General features: G+C 48.7%; 14 protein-coding genes. 5 read left to right on the top strand and 9 right to left on the bottom strand.

Going from position 1 to position 17,570, the window contains the following annotated elements:
- Window positions 1-19 precede the first annotated feature (19 nt).
- Together NWE92_08245 and NWE92_08240 are read right to left on the bottom strand one after the other, a co-directional pair.
- Window positions 20-328 (bottom strand): translation initiation factor, encoded by a 309-nt coding sequence (locus tag NWE92_08245; GenBank protein MCW4029621.1) that lies wholly within the window; start codon window positions 326-328, stop codon window positions 20-22.
- A gap of 99 nt (window positions 329-427) precedes the next feature.
- On the bottom strand, window positions 428-1,087 hold the full coding sequence (locus NWE92_08240) for a hypothetical protein (GenBank protein MCW4029620.1): 660 nt from the start codon (window positions 1,085-1,087) through the stop codon (window positions 428-430).
- 272 nt (window positions 1,088-1,359) lie between these two features.
- Between NWE92_08240 and NWE92_08235 the strand changes: the two genes are divergently transcribed.
- Complete coding sequence (locus NWE92_08235) at window positions 1,360-3,141, top strand: M3 family oligoendopeptidase (GenBank protein MCW4029619.1); 1,782 nt, start codon at window positions 1,360-1,362, stop codon at window positions 3,139-3,141.
- A 47-nt stretch (window positions 3,142-3,188) separates the two neighbouring features.
- On the opposite strand, the gene NWE92_08230 is transcribed toward NWE92_08235, so the two are convergent.
- From NWE92_08230 to NWE92_08215, 4 genes are all read right to left on the bottom strand, one after another.
- Window positions 3,189-4,073 carry a hypothetical protein gene (locus tag NWE92_08230; GenBank protein ID MCW4029618.1) on the bottom strand — a complete coding sequence of 295 codons (885 nt, stop codon included), beginning with the start codon at window positions 4,071-4,073 and terminating at the stop codon, window positions 3,189-3,191.
- Window positions 4,074-4,237: 164 nt separating this feature from the next.
- A complete protein-coding gene (locus NWE92_08225) occupies window positions 4,238-6,949 on the bottom strand; it encodes a glucosidase (protein ID MCW4029617.1) in 2,712 nt (903 codons plus the stop codon).
- A gap of 607 nt (window positions 6,950-7,556) precedes the next feature.
- Window positions 7,557-8,045, bottom strand: a complete 489-nt coding sequence (locus NWE92_08220; GenBank protein ID MCW4029616.1) for a hypothetical protein — start codon at window positions 8,043-8,045, stop codon at window positions 7,557-7,559.
- Between the two features lie 360 nt (window positions 8,046-8,405).
- Window positions 8,406-9,437 (bottom strand): CorA family divalent cation transporter, encoded by a 1,032-nt coding sequence (locus NWE92_08215; GenBank protein MCW4029615.1) that lies wholly within the window; start codon window positions 9,435-9,437, stop codon window positions 8,406-8,408.
- Window positions 9,438-9,745: 308 nt separating this feature from the next.
- Between NWE92_08215 and NWE92_08210 the strand changes: the two genes are divergently transcribed.
- From NWE92_08210 to NWE92_08200, 3 genes are read left to right on the top strand one after another with little or no spacing between them, the layout of a single operon-like run.
- Complete coding sequence (locus NWE92_08210) at window positions 9,746-10,804, top strand: phosphoribosylaminoimidazolesuccinocarboxamide synthase (GenBank protein MCW4029614.1); 1,059 nt, start codon at window positions 9,746-9,748, stop codon at window positions 10,802-10,804.
- A complete protein-coding gene (locus tag NWE92_08205) occupies window positions 10,801-11,898 on the top strand; it encodes a formate--phosphoribosylaminoimidazolecarboxamide ligase family protein (GenBank protein ID MCW4029613.1) in 1,098 nt (365 codons plus the stop codon). The genes NWE92_08210 and NWE92_08205 overlap by 4 nt, the downstream gene beginning before the upstream one ends.
- Window positions 11,895-12,980, top strand: a complete 1,086-nt coding sequence (locus NWE92_08200) for a formate--phosphoribosylaminoimidazolecarboxamide ligase (protein MCW4029612.1) — start codon at window positions 11,895-11,897, stop codon at window positions 12,978-12,980. The genes NWE92_08205 and NWE92_08200 overlap by 4 nt, the downstream gene beginning before the upstream one ends.
- Window positions 12,981-12,990: 10 nt before the next feature.
- Here NWE92_08200 and NWE92_08195 read toward each other — a convergent pair whose 3' ends face one another.
- From NWE92_08195 to NWE92_08185, 3 genes are all read right to left on the bottom strand, one after another.
- Window positions 12,991-13,650, bottom strand: coding sequence for a PQQ-binding-like beta-propeller repeat protein (locus NWE92_08195; protein MCW4029611.1), 660 nt, complete (start codon window positions 13,648-13,650; stop codon window positions 12,991-12,993).
- Window positions 13,572-14,465 (bottom strand): PQQ-binding-like beta-propeller repeat protein, encoded by an 894-nt coding sequence (locus tag NWE92_08190; protein ID MCW4029610.1) that lies wholly within the window; start codon window positions 14,463-14,465, stop codon window positions 13,572-13,574. The genes NWE92_08195 and NWE92_08190 overlap by 79 nt, the downstream gene beginning before the upstream one ends.
- A 104-nt stretch (window positions 14,466-14,569) precedes the next feature.
- Window positions 14,570-15,343, bottom strand: a complete 774-nt coding sequence (locus NWE92_08185; GenBank protein ID MCW4029609.1) for a serine/threonine protein kinase — start codon at window positions 15,341-15,343, stop codon at window positions 14,570-14,572.
- 111 nt (window positions 15,344-15,454) lie between these two features.
- On the opposite strand from NWE92_08185, the gene NWE92_08180 reads away from it, so the two are divergent.
- Complete coding sequence (locus tag NWE92_08180; protein MCW4029608.1) at window positions 15,455-17,569, top strand: GTP-binding protein; 2,115 nt, start codon at window positions 15,455-15,457, stop codon at window positions 17,567-17,569.
- Window position 17,570: the final 1 nt, after the last annotated feature.

Raw genomic sequence — 17,570 nt, 5'->3', positions numbered from 1 at the left:
CCCTGATCTTAGCGGTAGGTTACTGGAGTTCGATGTTTTCTTGTGGATAGCCGATTTTTATGAGAAATTCTTTAACGCGGTCGCGGTGGTCGCCTTGGAGCATGATTAGCCCGTTCTTGTGGGTTCCTCCGCAGGCGCAGTAGGTTTTTAGTTTCTGGGCGACATTTTGCAGGTTGGTGTTTTTGTCGTCCATTCCGTCAATAATGGTGGTTGATCTTCCGAATTTTCGGGTTTCAAGGCGTATGCGTATACGTTGTTGCTCTTTCTCTATTTCGCCACAAACGCATAGGTCTTTAGGTAGTCCACATGTCGAACAAACTTCAGCCATGACACTCATCAGTGAATATTCATCGGGTGTATATAAGAGTTTCAAGGGTTAAGTAGCAAATTTTTAGGTTTTAATACTGCGAGTTGCCTGCGTTTTTTACTATAAAGAGGAAGATTCCAGCCCTGTTCTACGTTTAAGGGGCTGCTCATTGGAAACTTCCGGAAGTCGCTCGTTAAGTTTGAGTGCCGCTGCAGCTTCAGCTTCTTCAAGGATACCTAAAGCATCGGGGCTTGGACCGCCTGGATTAAGCGACATGCCACTGTCCTGATTGGTTGTAGTGCAGATTTCGCCTAGCAAGTCCCCGATGCTTCCAAGTTCTTGGCTGGCTTCAGGAAGGATACCGCACATTTCCGCGCGGACATCATTAAGCAGGGTCTTGGCTGGGCTAAGAGCCGCCACTAAATCTCCCATTTCAGAGACAGTACTCAACCGCATGGAAACGCTTTGCAATGCCAGTGAGGCATGGCTTAGCATCTTGGTTACTTTACGTATCTCGGCGAGTTCGGTTGCAAAGATGTTGGCGCGTGCCTCTTCATGATTTGCCATGGCTTTGACAACGCGGTTAAACATTTCTTTGTCCCGATTCTGGAAGCGCACGATGGCGGCGTCTAGGCCCTGTGTTTGCATGTCGAGCCGTTTGGTGACTTGTGTAATTTGATCTTTTATGCTCTCCTGTGATTTACCCACATTTGCAATTTTGGATACTATGGAGGGGTCTTTCTCGTTTTGTTTCCAGCGGTCAGTGAAACCTTTAACCAAATTAGTCGCCTAAACCCCAGCTACCTGCAGGTTATAAAAGAGTGTTCGAACCAATAAGGTAAAAACCGACAATCAACCACGCCATTTTTTAAATCAACCTTTAAACCCCCAATGGTTGCTGCGGAGTTTTTTCCATGAAAATTGCCGTTTGCCATGGGCGCCGAGGCATAAACGGTATTTAAGCACAAAAATAAAACAGGCCTGGCTCGGGTTGGCTGCATCAAAACGCACAATAACCCAGCGGCGTATATCCCCGTAGAGGCGCATTAACTTTGGTTACGCAAGAAGTCACCTGGAACCTATCCAGCCTGTTTTCTAGCATATCTGACCCCAAAATAGAACACGCCATCAAAGACGCCAAAACATTGACCGACGCCTTTGAGCAAAAATGGCGCAGCAAAATCACCAACCTAACCCCACAAGGCCTGCTAGAGTGCCTGCAAGGCATGGAGGAATTTAGGCAAAAAACCAGCGACCTCTCCCTCTACGCCAGCCTCTGCTTCGCCGCAAACATGACGCTACCCCAAACACAAACCCTCAACGACCGCGTCAACAAACTCGACGCAGAACTCGGCAAGCAGCTAGCGTTTTTCTCGCTTGAACTTGGCAAACTCCTCAAAAACAACCCCCCCTACATCCAAGACCCCGCCTTAAGCAATTATCGTCATATGCTTGAACGCGTCTACCGCCGTGTAGAGCACCAACTAAGTGAGGTAGAAGAGCAGCTTATAATTGAAAAAGACCAATTCGGCGTGTATGCATGGGAGGAGCTTCAGAGCAAGTGGCTCAACACCCGCCTCTTCGAAGTGACCGTGTTGGGTGAGAAGAAGACATTAAGCTATGGCGAAGCTAACGGATTGCTCTCGCATAGCGACCGCGCCACTCGGGAATCAGCCAACCGTGCCATTTATGGTTTGCTCGGCAAAGACGGCGAAGTTTTCTCGGCGGCGTTACGCAGCATTTGCAACGACTGGGTCACAGTATCTAAGCGTCGCAAATACGCTTCGCCCATGGCGTCCAGCTTAATAAGCAACGATACCGAGCAGGGCATAATTGATAATCTCCTCGTAACCATAGAAGAGGGCGCAGTGAAGTATCGGGATTATCTTCAGATGAAAGCCAAGCTCATGGGGTTGCCTAAACTTGGAAACCACGATATCATTGCGCCTCTGCCCGATTCGCCTGAACTAAAATACAGCTTCGCGCAAGCCGAGAAGCTGGTTGTGGACGCCTACGGCCGCTTTGACCCTGAGTATGCTTTGGGGGTTAAGGAAATGTTCCAAAAGCAACACATCGACGCCACCCCACGCTTCGGCAAACGCAACGGCGCCTTCTGCGCAAACCACTACAACGGCAAATCCGCCTACATCCTACAAAGCTTCAACGGCACCTTAAGCGATGTTTTCACATTGGCGCATGAATTAGGACATGCCACTCATGATTGGTATATGGCGCGGAACCAGACCCCCCTCAACATTAATGTGCCTTCGGTGGTGGCTGAGACTGCCTCGATTTTTGGGGAACTCTTGCTAACTGACCTCATGTTGGAGGGCGCCAAATCAGATGCTGAACGCAGCGCAGTGCTTTGTTTGGTTCTTGATGAAGCGGGGATGACTGCGTTTCAGGTTACGGCGCGGGTGTGGTTTGAACAGGCGCTCTACGCATCCATCGAGAAAGGTGAATTCCTCGATTACCCCACCATCTGCAGTCACTGGACAACCTCCCGAGACAGAATCTACGGCGACGCAGTAAGCTGGTTCTCAGAGATGGACGCTGAGTGGACCATGAAACCCCACTATTACATGGCAAACTACCGTTTCTACAACTACCCCTACGTTTACGCGCAAATGTTCGTGTATGCCCTCTACGAGCAGTACCTCAAGGAAGGCAAGGCGTTTGTGCCTAAACTGGTGCGTGCACTTTCGGCTGGAAGCAGCTTGTCCCCGTTGGGCATCGGCGAAACCGTGGGCTTAAACGTAGCGGACCCCAGTTTTTGGCGGGGTGGCATGGCAGTGTTTGAACGTTTTGTAGGTGACCTAAAAAAAGTCATTTAACCCCTTTTTTTGAGGGGTGATAAAAGAAGAGAACAACCAAAAAATGGTTAGTCTTGTTTGAGTTTGGCGAAGAGTATCTGTAACGTGTTGACGAGTGCGCTGTAGTTGGTCCAGATGGCTGCGGTTCGGAGCTTCTTTTTGGCGTCATCGTTGCCGTCGCTTTCCTTCTCGTGGAAGGCTATTAGGACTTCTTTGCTGTCTGATATCATGAAGCAGGGCAGGTTTTGTTCGTCGCTGATGTGGTGTGAGTCGGTTAGCCACTGCATTTGGCCGATGAAGTAGGCGCTTTTGATGGTGTTATCAGTGACGAGGTTAACTTGAACTTTTTTGGCTTGGGCTTTGAGGTTGTCGGAGAAGTCGTTGTAATAGAGTTCGGACAGGTACTCTGCAGAGGCGTAGATTTCGAATTTGTGTTGACTTTTTTCTAGTAGGTCGTTGGCTTTCATGAGGACTTGTTGTTCGCCTTCTAGCATTTGGAAGAGTTCTTTTTTGGTGCTTTCGACTTTGGTTTTAGGCATGGTTTTCCAGAGTTCAACTAGGCTGGGTTTTTCTTGTTCGAGGAGTCTGATGCGGATTTTCTGGGCGTCTACGAGGAGGTCGATGGCTTTGTCAAGGGGGACAGCTGTGAATTTGAGTGGCTTCTCAAAGATGCTGAAGACTATGCCTTTCTTTTCGAGGTCGCGCAGTATGCGATAGGTTTCGGTGCGGTGGAGGCTTATGGCTTCGGCGATTTCGCCGGCTTTCTTTTCGCCTGCGCGGGCGAGGTGGAGGTACACTCGGATTTCGTTTTTTAGAAGTCCGAATCTTGCGAGGGTATCCTCGATGGTGGTTAATTGATTAGCGTATGTTTGTTCTTTTTTAGCAATTTTCCAGGCATCGGGTTGCTTGTTGTAGACTTTCTTTACGTCGTCGTTTTCCAATGCAAGAGTCATTTAACTTTTCATCCTTTCCTGATTTTGAGTCTTGCTACACAATTTTGACGGACATTATATAATATCATTACGACTTAGAAATCTGAATCTCTGATACATATTTGAAATAGTAAATTATTATCTAGAAAAATGTATTAAAAAATAAAAAAAATATTAATTTTTGATTATATGCGATAGTTGACCATGTTCTCGTACAGGCCCTTGCGACCAGCACCAAAGCTCTTCACAGTTATGGAGCCATAAAGCCGCATCAACGTTGCGATAAGTCCTGTCCAGCCTGTCTGATGGCTTGCGCCAACACCTGCACCGTTGTCGCCATGGAAATATTCGTAGAACAAAATATTGTCTCTCCAGTAGGGATCATTTTGGAATTTATCTGATCCACCATAGACAGGTCGTTTGCCCTCAGAGTCCTTGAGGAAAATCCTTTCTAGCCGAGTAGCGATTTCTTGGCTTACCTCAAAAAAGTTCATCATTCTGCCAGAGCCAGTGGGGCATTCGACTTTGAAGTCGTCACCGTAATAAGAGTAGAGGTTAATGAGCGCTCGGATAAGGAGGAGGTTTATGGGGAACCATACGGGTCCACGCCAGTTAGAGTTGCCGCCAAACGCGCCCGTTGTGGATTCCGCGGGGGCATATTCGATTTCAAAGCTCTGCCCCCCTAAATCCACCTTGTAGGGCTGTTCTGCGTAGCTTTTGGAGAGCGAACGTATGCCATAAGGGCTGAAAAACTCGTTTTCGTCGAGCATCCTTTCGAGTATGCGGCGCAACTTACTCTCATCTAGCAGCCCAATCATGAAGGTTCCATTGAGTCCTTGTACGCCGGGGCGATGAATGTGAGCTACGAGTTCAGGGTGGTTACGCGTGAACCATGCGGCGCGTTCCGCAAATCTCGGCATCTTCTGAAGCGAGTCTCCGGGGAAAACGCTTGTGGCACATAAAGCAATCAACCCAACCATCGAGCGAACTTTTAGTCGTACTGAGCGTCCGTCTGGTAGCCGCAGATTATCATAAAAGAAGCCGTCTTCCTCGTCCCATAGCCCTTCCTTATTTGGTCCTCCTGTTGCCATTGCGTGGGCAATCCATAGGAAGTGTTCAAAGAATTTTATGGCTTGTTCTTCGTAGATGGGGTTGTGTCTGGCAAGCAGCACGGCAAGAGTGAGCATGTTTTGGCAGAACATCGCCATCCACGCTGTACCATCCGCTTGGTCTAACGTTACTCCCAAAGGAAGCTTGGCGCTTCGGTCAAAAAGCCCTATGTTGTCTAAGCCGAGGAAGCCGCCTGCGAAGATGTTTTTTCCTGTGCTGTCTACTCGGTTAACCCACCATGTGAAGTTCATAAGCAGTTTTTGGAAGGCGTCCTCAACGAAGGCTAAGTCTCCTTTGCCGTAGAGGGCTTCTTCAATATAGTAGTTAAAGAGTACCGCCCAGGCGTGGACGGGTGGGTTGACGTCGTTGAAGTTCCACTCGTAAGCGGGGAATTGGCCATTAGGATGAAGGTAACGTTCGGTTAACATCAGTTTTAGCTGTTGTTTCGCAAATTCGGGGTCAAACAATGAGAAAACCATCGTATGGAAGGCTAAGTCCCACGCCGCATACCAAGGATATTCCCATTTGTCGGGCATGGAGATTACGTCGCCGTTCATCATGTGGAACCATTGACGATTCCGAATGGTATCGCTTGTTTCATTGTAGTAGTCTATGTGGTGTTCGGTTAGCCATTTTGCCACATCATACTCGTAGTATTGCTTGTTCCAAAGCATACCTGAAACGGCTTGTCGTAGAACGTTTTTTTGGTCTGCGCTGAATTTTGAAGGCGAAAACACGTTGAAGAATTCGTCTGCTTCATCTTTGCGTAAATTGAATATTTCGTTGAAGTCTGCGCCAAAAAAGTTTTCCTGAGGCAAATGTTCGGGTTTTAGGTTGGTTAACCTTAGTTTGACGGTTCGGTATTCTTTGCTGGGAATAATGAACTGGTAGTCTGCGGACACTTTGGTACCTCTTTTCGCAGGGTCAACGGCGTCGACCTCTTTGTTTACGACATAATTGTTTATGCCATCTTTAACGTAGGGTGTTGCGTTTTCGGTTCCAAATAGCCGTTTATTGTTGGTTTCGTTCTCCGTGAAGAGCAGCGGAGCGGGTTCGCAGTAGAGGTAATATCTTCCAACGTTGGGCAGATGAGCTTCGACGGCATTCACATTTGGCATAGCCGTTATCTCTAAGAGGCTGGGTCGCTCGACAGGTGTGGTGCTTCCATACCAGGTGTTGCGGAACCATAAGGTGGGCAGAATATGCAGATCGGCGGGTTCTCGTCCTCGATTGTACGCGGAGATTTTAATCAAAATATCCTCTGGTGCGCCTTTGGCGTATTCGACAAAGACATCAAAGTAGCGGTCGTCGTCAAAAATGCCTGTGTCAAGGAGTTCATATTCAAATTCAAATTTGGTTCGTTGCCGATTAGTCTCCACCAAATCCAGATAGGGGTAGGCTCTCTGTGGGTACTTGTAGAGGTACTTCATGTAGGAGTGGGTTGGGGTGTTGTCTAGGTAGAAGTAGTATTCTTTAACGTCTTCGCCATGGTTGCCTTCACTGTTGGTTAAGCCGAAAAGTCGTTCTTTAAGAATCGGGTCTTGCCCATTCCACAAGGCTACCGCAAAACACAGCTTCTGATTCTCGTCGCAGATTCCTGCTAAGCCGTCTTCGCCCCAACGATACGCTCGCGATCTTGCTTGATCATGAGAAAAATAATCCCATGCTGCTCCGTCTTTACTGTAATCTTCTCTTACAGTTCCCCATTGACGTTCACTTAGATAGGGTCCCCATTTATGCCAAGGCGTCTTTTTGAGACGCATATCCGATAAACGCTCTATTTCCATATCCAAAAATGTTCACCTAAAAACGTTGGAAGGCACGGTGCATTGATCAGTTGTCATGGCAACTTGTGTCTTTTTGTCTTCGGGGTAAAGGTTCCATGCCTTCCAAGAGTTTTTACATGAACCATGGCTTAAGGATGTGTGGTTGTGCCTCAACAGCAACTCTTTGACTTAGGCGATTTCTCAAATCTACAACCGCTCTTCTCGGCGGGTCCCTGCCTATTTGTAGTTTAGATGAGGGCGGGAGAGGCTCTCTGAACAGGTCCTGGGGAGTGGGAGCTCGGCTTTGGTGTTATGTGGGTATTAACTGGTTTTGTGTGGTTGTTTTTTGTAATCATGGTTTGGGCTACGTAACCCTTTTATAGTATTATCGTAAGAGTTACGATAACAGAAGAGGTTTCCTGTTAAAGGAACACCCCAACAAAAGCTAACAAAGATCCGCAATGGGAAGAGGTTCGAATGGACAAGGCAGCGAACAAGCGGCTGCAATCTGCAGAGCTTTAACAGACGTTGAGTCTCACGATTCAAACGTATGTGGGGGGTAAGCTCAAGGGTTGCTCCCGCCTTCGCTTAACGGTTCAAACGGGCCTCTTCCTCATGCTTCTCCAAGTTAAAGTTTCCACGCGTTAAAGTTGACGATGCCGATGTCTTTTAGCTGCTCCAGCAACTGCACCGCTTCCTGCGGATGCAAATGAAGCAGTGAGAAAAGGTTCTCCACCAAAAACAAATGCAGCCCCAATGTCTCGAACCCCTCAATTTCAAAATCTCTAAGCAGCTTATAGTCACTTTTAGGCATCGCAATTCCGTAATGTATCCAAAACCCTTTCTCCTTCATGCGCTTCACAATTTTGCCGACTGCATACACAACGTTCCCGTCGCTTGCCAATTGTGCTGTGGCGGAATCGCCGACGGCTTCGATTATGTAGCTGTCTTTGTCTTTAGTTGCAGTGATTTCTTCACTTTTACCGCTGGGGCCTAGCTGAGTAGACACTGTGTAGCCTTGGAATTCAAAATAATCCCGCACGCTACGCACTACATCCACATAAGTTAAAGCCACAAAATCACAACCAAAAATGTTCAATAAATTAACTGTTGCCAATTCTTTAAACCATTCGCAACTCCCGCATGGGGCTTAGCCAGATTCGTTTGGGGATACGCGCTCATTGCTTTTGTCTTGACTGATTACCTCAAGGTGTTTTTCTATCTGCTTATAGACCACAGCGACATTGTCTTTCACAAACCCTAACGCTGCAGGGGACCTCAAAGACCCTTAGGTAGGGGTTTCTACTGGTTTTCAACATGCTAATGTGCTGTTTCTGCGTCAATAGTGACCTACCCCTCTTAGGCAGAGTAGACCCATCCCCTTTCGGCCTACTGGCACATAAACTTCACTTTTCAGCGCTATCAAATTTGCGAGTATTACGAGTTTATGCGGGCGCTAAAAAGCGACACAGCGCAATTAAGCTGGGGGTTTGGTTTTATTTGGTCTCGGCGGGTGTTCTTTTTCTTCCATCATAAGTCCAGTCTTTCTAATCCACACCCACATCAAAACACTACCCACACCAGTGGCTCCAATCATCAACAACGCATATGTCCAGAAAAATTCAGGTCCAATCGCCCAAACAGAGTTTCCAAGCATGGTGGCGATGGTGTTGGGAATCAAGATGGCGGTGCCCACAATGGTTAGGTACGCAACAACCTTTGCTAAGCGATTGTTAAATACGGTTAGCTGGTTGTTTGAGATGGTTAGTTGATTGTTTGCGATGGTTAGCTGGTTGTTGTATATTGACTGTGTCGCTTCTATGCCTGAAGCTAAAACTTCAGACATGTGCTCCGATAAGCCTATTTGGCTTTTCACTGATTCAACCATGCCGGCGAACAAGTTCACAATTTTGGGGTCATCTGTGAGCAGTTCTGCGTCTCCGAAGCGAATCGTCTGTAATACATCCACGCTTTCCCACAGCGCGTTTAGGTAAACGATTAGGGCGTGTTTCATCTGGTAAATTTTAGGCCCCAGCGTAGCTTTGTCCACGTCTTTATCCATCAAATCACGGTTCAGTTCGTCGCCGTATTCTTCGATGATTCGTAGGTGCCTAAAGTTACTGTCATTGTTAGCCTCGAGAATGCGTGAAAGCAGAAGCGTCAGTCTGTCTTCAGATTTGATGTCTGTGGGGATTTTCCTAAGAATCGTTTCTGAATATCTTCGCAGCCTTAGAAACCGTTTATCTATCATGCGGACATGTATGGTGAAAACTAGGTTTTTACGAATTAAAACAACAAGTGAATAGGGTCTAACGTCGTTTCCCCTTATTTGAATGGTCGGGAAAGTTAGCCACATTTCACTGTCAAAGTCTGAATAGTTAAGTTGGTCGCAGCTGGCTAAGTTAGTAATGATGGCATCGCTAAAACCCATCTGGGCGGCTACTATTGGTAAATCTTTGGCTTGGTCGTCGGTGATGTAGTCAACCCATGTAATGATTGAGCTTTTCATTGCCTCAAGAAAATTATCCGGTGATTCGGACTCAATCTTAAACGCACGACCTGAAGGTTCCAATCCAGCACAGAACCAACGTTTTGGCAATAACTCTAAAGAATTTGTTTGGCTGCTGGAAAATCTTGTCTGTGCTGTAACATTTTGCGCCGGTGCCGCCATCGCCATTTACCCCCTTAACCTATTAGCTCACACCATTCTGTTATGGATAAATAGCTTTTGCTTAAAATTGCCGTTTAGAGCCCTTTTTTAATAGGATAAAGTGATATAAGTGGAAAACAGATTATCACCGATACCGAGGGAACAGAATGGGTAGCGTAAAAGACCTACAAATCATCCAAAAACCAACCCCGACAGCTATGGGGCTTGGGAGATTTCTATTCTCTGACCGTTACAGCGTATTTGATTGGGGCGAAATGCCCGACCACATCGACGGCAAAGGCGCCGCGCTCTGCCTGATGGGGGCATACTGCTTTGAACAACTCGAAAAACTAGGCGTAAACAGCCACTACCGCGGCTTAGTCAACGCAGAAGGCAAAGCAGTTAAAGTCAAAGAACTCAAAGCGCCCTCCAGCATCATGGAAGTCGCACTCGTAAACGTTTACAGACCCCAAACCACAGTCACAAGCGGCAAAATCGTCCACGACTACAGCATCTACAACCAGACGCTCAAAAACTGCCTCATACCCCTCGAAATCATCTACCGCAACGGCTTACCCGAAGGCTCCTCAGTGTTTAAACGCCTCGCCCAAGGCAAAACCACCCTAGCCGATTTGGGCTTAGACCACCAACCCACCCCCGGCGAAACCCTCAAAAACCCAATCTTCGACGTAAGCACCAAACTCGAAGAAACCGACCGCTACGTAACATGGACCGAGGCGCAGAAAATCGCTGGCTTAACCGCCACAGAACTCGCAGACGTCAAAGCAGTGCTGCTCAAAGCTGACCAAACCATAACCGAAGCCGCCCAAAACGCAGGGCTCAAAAACGAGGACGGCAAAATCGAGTTAGGCTTCGACGACAAACGCAGACTAATCCTCGTCGACGTCTTAGGCACCCTAGATGAATGCCGCTTTACCCACGACGGCGTACACGTCAGCAAAGAGGTGGCGCGGCAATTCTACAAGAAAACCGCGTGGTATACGGATTTGGAGCAAGCCAAAAAGGACGCTGAAGCCCACGGCGTACAGGACTGGAAATCGCTGTGCAAGTCGCAGCCGCCACGGTTGGACGCCAAGCTTAAAACCGTTATTAGCCAAATGTATATGGCAACTGCAAATGAGATGACGCGTCTCAAACTGTTTGATGTACCCTCGCTGTCAGCAGTGATAGGCGCTTACAAGGAGTATATGAGTGAAAAAGCATGATAACCGAGCACCTAAACCAAATCCTTAGCAAATATGACCAAAGCAAAATCCGAATAGGCGTACTGGGAAGCCACTCCGCGCTAGAAATTGCTTCAGGCGCAAAACAGGAAGGCTTCGAAACCGTAGTCGTCGTCCAGAAGGGTCGCGACAAAACATACACCAAATACTACAAAAACGTATTCGACCACGTCATTGCGCTGGACAAATTCTCAGACATAACCAGCCCCAACGCCGTAAAGCAGCTAACAGACCTAAATACGGTGTTTGTGCCTAACCGTTCCTTTTCAGTCTACGCTGGCTACGAGCCCGTCGAGGACCAGTTTGCTGTGCCGTTGATGGGTAACCGTAGCATGCTCCGCACCGAAGAACGAAACACCCCCCGAAACCAACTCTATCTCCTCCAACAAGCAGGTATCAAGACCCCTAAAACCTTCAACTCCCCCGAGGAAATCGACCGCTTAGCCATCATCAAAGTCCCCGAGAAAACCCGTAGCATCGAACGTGCCTTCTTCTACGCCTCCAACCCCCAAGAATACGAAAAGGTTGCTGAGAAGCGCATAGAGCAGGGCATCATCACCCGCGAAGCGCTTGGGCAGGCGGTTATTGAGGAGTATGTGTTGGGAGCTAAATTCAACGCTAACCTCTTCTGGTCGCCATTAACCGACGATATTGACCTCTTGGGCTTTGACCGCCGCATCCAAACCGACCTCGACGGCGTGCTTGACTTACCCGCGCAAGAGCAAATGGAACTTAACATCCCCACCCAGAACATCGAAATCGGTCACATGGGCGCAACCATGCGGGAAAGTCAAATTGAGAAAATCTTTGAAGCTGCAGAAAAATTCGTCTCAGCCTGCAAAAAGGAGTATCCACCCGGCATGATTGGGCTCTTCGCCCTGCAAGGCGCCGTCACCAAAGACCTTGACTTCTACGTGTTCGACGTAAGCCCCCGCGTACCTGGTTGCCCCTGCGTCGAAGCCACCTCACCCTACATGAAATACAAGTATGGCATCGAAGTGGGTCCCGGCAGACGTGTCGCCATGGAAATTAAGGCTGCTGTGAAGGCTGGCAGATTGGCTGATGTGGTTACATGATTGAAGCCGCTGACGTTGCTCGTATCCTTGAGAAATATGATCAGTCCAAGCTTGCAATCGGCACGTTAGGCTCACACAGTTCACTCAACATCTTCAAGGGCGCCAAAGAAGAAGGCTTCCGCACCGTCTGTATCTGCAAAGAAAAAGACGCCATCATGTACCAAAAGTACCCCCTCGTCGACGAATTAATCATAGTCAAAGACTTCAGTGAACTTCTCAGCCCCGCCCTACAGGAGCGACTACGCAAACTAAACGTCGTCTTAATCCCCCATGGCAGCTTCACTGCATATCTTAGCACCGAGCAGCTCACCGACAGCCTCAACGTGCCCATGATGGGAAACCGTAAACTGCTCCATTGGGAAGCCAACCGCAAAAGCCAAGAAGAATGGCTACGGCAGGCTGGATTGCGTCTCCCCGCCGTTTTCAACTCGCCCGATGATATTGACCGCCTCGTCATCGCCAAGTTGCAGGGAGCCAAGGGCGGACGTGGCTACTTCCTCGCCAACTCACCCAAAGGCTATTACAAGAAAGCTGACGAAATGATCAAACGTGGCCTAGTCACCAAAGCTGACTTAGAAGGCGTGCATCTCCAAGAATATGCGCTGGGCGTCAACGTGTACCCCAGCTACTTCAGTAGCATCCTCAACAACGACGTGGAACTGCTCGCGATGGATCGCCGCTACGAATCAGCAGTGGATAGCATCGGCAAAATCCCTGCGCAGGAACAACTCGAAATCGACGTTGCCCCAACCTACACCGTAGTCGGCAACTTCCCCATCGTACTCCGCGAATCATTGTTGCCCGAAATCATGCGCATGGGCGAAAACGTGCATAAAAAAGCCGCTGAACTCGCTCCGCCTGGCATCATTGGTCCCTTCTGCCTCGAAACCGTCATCACCGACGACCTCAAAATCTACACCTTCGAAATCTCCGCGCGCATCGTGGCTGGCACTAACGTCGGCATCGGCACCTCACCCTACGCATACTTGCGTTACGGCGAGAACATGTACATGGGCAGACGTATCGCGCTTGAGCTTAAAGAGGCAGTGAAGCAGAAGCGTCTACACGAAGTAGTCGCTTAACCATTTTTTGTTATCTTTTCCTTGTTTTTCGAATGATAAATAGAATGGATAACAAGACGGTGATGATTAGTATAGTTAAAACAATAATTATAGATGTAACCTCATGGTTTTTTTGCTCTATAGCTGTGACATCTGGCGTTAAAGCAATAACAGCGCCTGCACCTACCCCCGTCATGCTCTTTGTAGTCACCGCCGAACCGCCAAGGTAGAGCGTATCGTTATAAACCACTGGCGTTGCTTGGAAGCGGTACGCAAGGGTATCCGTCCAAAGAACCTCCCCCGAGTAAGCATTTATTGCATAAAATTTATGCTCTGTTGTGTCTAGCCACCTCTGTGGGCCGTTCCAGCCGAAGTAAATTATTCCATCCCTCAATGTTGGGGTTGTTGGCAATAGTTCATCAACCATGCTTCCGTCGGTGGGGTTAGAATTATAGTCAATAGCTTGGTAATCCCAAATCAAAACGCCCTTTCCAGCATTAAAGCAGCAAACGCCTTTGGTAGAACTAACATACAGGAAGTCCTTATCAGTGATGAGTGTTCCGAACTGTGAGTTGCCTTCATAGTTCCAGAGTTCGTTACCGTTTGATGCGTTCACCGCGAAAACCCCCGAACTTGTGGCACCATAAACAACGTTATTCTCAACGGTAAAGTCGCTGGGAGTGCCAACGATTCCATACTTCCTAGTAACGTCCCATTTTGGGCGTCAAATGCATATACATTGCCCGAGCCAGCGATGTTTTGTGAATAAATCTTTTGAAGAACAAAGTCTGTTCCATTGGATGCGCTAATTGAATAGGCATAGCTTGAAGGTGAAGTGTTACCTAAGATTTTTTGGGTCCATACTGGTTGACCGCTGGAAGCATTTAATGCATAAACATAGTTGAGGTATGAACTGGAATTTTGGTCGTCTGTTATGCTGACTGCACAAATATATCCCACGCCAACCGAAAAGGACCCAAGCTTATTGCCTTTAGGAACCGAATAATCCCAGTTTTTTGCGCCTGTTTCAGCATTAAATGAATATACAGTGCTATCTGCCATAACGTATACGCAGTCTCCAACCACCGCTATTTTGTCGATTTTTCCATTCAGGTCGCTTTTCCACAATTGGGCACCGTTTGAGGCATCAAGACAGAGAATACTCCCCGCGGTATTGTAAACGTGGGAACCCCCGACATAGATAACGCCCTTAGCAACACTGAAACAAAGATACCATATACTATAATTCCATACTTGGCTACCCGTATCTGCATTTAGGCAGTAAAGTCTGCTACCCTCAAAGATTCCGCCTGCCGCAACATAGATGTACCCATTTTCGGTAATGACGGAGTGAATTGTATCTTCATCCCCTGCATTAGAGGAAAGCCATTTTTCAGAGAACCCCTGCGATTGGCATTTAGCGAAAACATTGCTTAGGTTTACTTCAAAAGTAGAGGCTACAAGGAGCATAATGAAGATCAACGAGATAGCGGTGTTTCGCTTCACACTAGCCACTGTTTCATCTCGGAGGTTGCAGAGTATAAAGCTTACTTGTTTCGCCCTTTGACTTCTAGTATCGCTCCATAAGCTGCTCTGAGTAGACTATATGCTTAAAGAACATCCGATAAGCAGAGCTTCATTAAGGCGTCGAAATTGGTTCGGTTTCTCTCCTTTCCATATTTCCTCAAAGCAGCCACTAACTCATCCCAGTTTTTTTCACCCAAAACCTGTGCAATGGCTTGGTGTGCGTCACTGCGGCCTTGGAAGAGGTACTGACAAACCGATGTGACATTGATGACTTTGCGGGCGGGGCTGGCGGATTCAAAATCTACAATGTAGGGTTTGCCCGTGTTGTTGATGAGGAGGTGTTTGGGTGCTTTGCTGAGTTCGCCATGGTCTAAGCCTGCTTCGTCAAGTCGCCAGCACTGCTCCAAAATGTCCCCCAAAACCCTCCGAACCTCCGCTTTGGCGGGGGCTTTTTTGAGCCAATCCACCAGCAAATCCCCATCCACAAGCTCCGAAACCATAAAGTTCCCGCTAACACCGATGAATTTTGGACCCGCACCCACCACGTTGGCGCGTTGGAGCAACTCGGCTTCCGCTTTTAGGTCTACGCGGTCCGCGTCTACCCGCCGCATCTTCACCGCTACCCGCGTTCCCTTCAGGTGACCGACCACAACGATGCCCACGTAGCCTTTGCCAAGTATAGGAACGCCAAACGCCTCCGCTTGCCCATTAAACTCGAGCGCTTCGATGCTGTGCTGCCCAAGTTCTTCTATGCGTTGCTTGATTTCGGCTGCGGTGGCTCTGGGATAGCAGACTACGGCGGCGTAGGGGGCTTCTCCAAGCTGGTCAATGGGGATTACTGCGGGTTTTTTGGGCATGTTGCTCGCACAAACATGGCGTTGAGAAGAATAAGCCTTTTCGCCTCTCCTGAGTGTAAATATTAAATTTATAGGCAGCCATTTCAAATTAGCTTTCTAAGGGGGTTTTGTATGCCGCGGTTCAAGCATATCCAAGAAATTCAGCAGTTAATGGCTAAAAAGCAAGCCATCCGAAACATCGGCATAATCGCCCACATCGATCACGGCAAAACCACGCTTGCTGATTCACTGCTCGCGGGAGCGGGGTTACTTTCGGTTCAGATGGCTGGAACCGCACGGGTTTTGGATTATTTGGCTGAAGAGCAAAAGCGCAAAATCACCATCAAAACCGCTAACATAAGCCTCCTCACCCGCCAACCCGACCAGGCCTACATCATCAACCTCATCGACACACCCGGGCACGTGGATTTCACAGGCAAAGTCACCCGTGCACTCCGCGTAATCGATGGCGCTGTTGTGGTGGTGGATGCAGTGGAGGAGATTATGGCGCAAACCGAGGTGCTTCTTCGTCAAGCGCTTGAGGAACGCGTCCGCCCCGTACTTTTCATCAACAAGGTGGACCGTCTCATCACCGAACTTCAACTCACTGAGGAACAGCTCCAAGGCAAACTCAACCACATTATCGGGGGTTTCAACGATTTGCTTGAAGTCTATGCCGAAGCCCCCTTCAGGTCGAAATGGAAAATCAGCGCTGCCGCTGGCAATGTTGCGTTCGGTTCTGCATTGCATGGCTGGGGCTTCACGTTGGGCATGGCTAAGCAGAGGGGCATCAAATTTTCCGAAATAATCCAAGCCTACGTCAACGGCAAACATAGTAAGATACAGCAGGTTTTGCCTGTTTACGGGGCGATTTTTGAGTTGGCAATCAAGCAGCTTCCTAACCCGCGGGAAGCCCAAGCTTATCGAACGGGCAAAATCTGGTGCGGTTCAGTCCACTCAAAGATGGGCAAGGCACTCTCAGAATGCAGCGATACCGCCCCAGCTGTTATGTTTGTAACTAACATCCACAACGAATCCAACGGCGACACCGTCGCATCTGGTAGAGTGTTTTCAGGTACCCTCAAAGTTGGCGACCACCTTCATCTTGTCAACGCCAACGCTGAAGTTGAGGTCAAAACAATCGCGGTTGACATGGGTTCTTTTCGGGAAGCTGTTCCAGAAATCTCCGCGGGGAACTTGGCGTCAGTGACTCTCACAGGCAAGGTAGCGGCAGGAGAAACACTTATCGACTCCTCTTACAAGGAGGGTATGGTGCCTTTCGAAGCTATAACCTACGTTTCGGAGCCAGTGGTGACTTTGGTAGTAGAACCCAAAAACCCCCAAGACATCCCCCTGCTCCTCGAGGGTCTGCAGCGATTAGCCTCAGAGGATCCGAACCTCAAAACCTCCCTAGACAAACAAACTGGAGAATACTTGCTTAGTGGCATGGGCGAGTTGCATCTGGAAGTCGCCATCAACCAGCTCAGGCGGCTCTTGGGCTTTGAGGTTGGTGTTTCTTCTCCGCGGGTGGTTTACATGGAGAGTGTGCAGGCGGAGGGTGTGGTTGCGTTGGCTAAGAGCCCCAATAAGCTGCACAGCTTCTGGATAACGGTTGCTCCCCAAACAGAAACCCCCCCTAAGGATTCAGGCGTAGTCTTATCTGTTGATGAGCACCAAAACCTACTCATAGACGGCTCAGGCAAAGCACAATCCATCCCCCCAGAGGTTTTAGACGCCGTTGTCGCGGGCTTCAAATACGCGTGCCAAGCGGGACCACAGTGCGGTGAACCCCTCCGCCAAGTCAAAGCCACCTTAACCGACTTCCAACTCGGCGAAACAGAATTAGGCGACCAAGAAGTGATGCGGGGCATCGGCAAAGCCGTCTTTGGCAGCTTCCTCACAGCCGACCCCATCCTGCAAGAACCCATCTACAAAATCATCATAACCGTCGCCGCCGAACTCGCCAGCGAATCCTCCCGAATACTGTGCACCCGACGCGGCAAAGTCACCCAATACGAACAAAAAGGTCTCCTAACCCACATCACAGGCTACATCCCCGTCGCTGAAACGTTTGGCTTCTCCAAAGAACTTCGCTCAGCCACCTCAGGTAGAGCGTTTTGGCAGTTGCTCTTTGACCACTGGGAAACCCTGCCCCCCAAACTCGCCGCCGAAGTCATCCGAGACCTACGCCGACGCAAAGGATTAGTGCCCGAGGTGCCAAAACCCGACAAATTCATGGAGCAATAGG

It is taken from the genome of Candidatus Bathyarchaeota archaeon, from assembly GCA_026014745.1.
Classification (GTDB): Archaea; Thermoproteota; Bathyarchaeia; order Bathyarchaeales; family Bathycorpusculaceae; genus Bathycorpusculum.
This window is presented reverse-complemented; position numbering and strand designations above follow the sequence as displayed.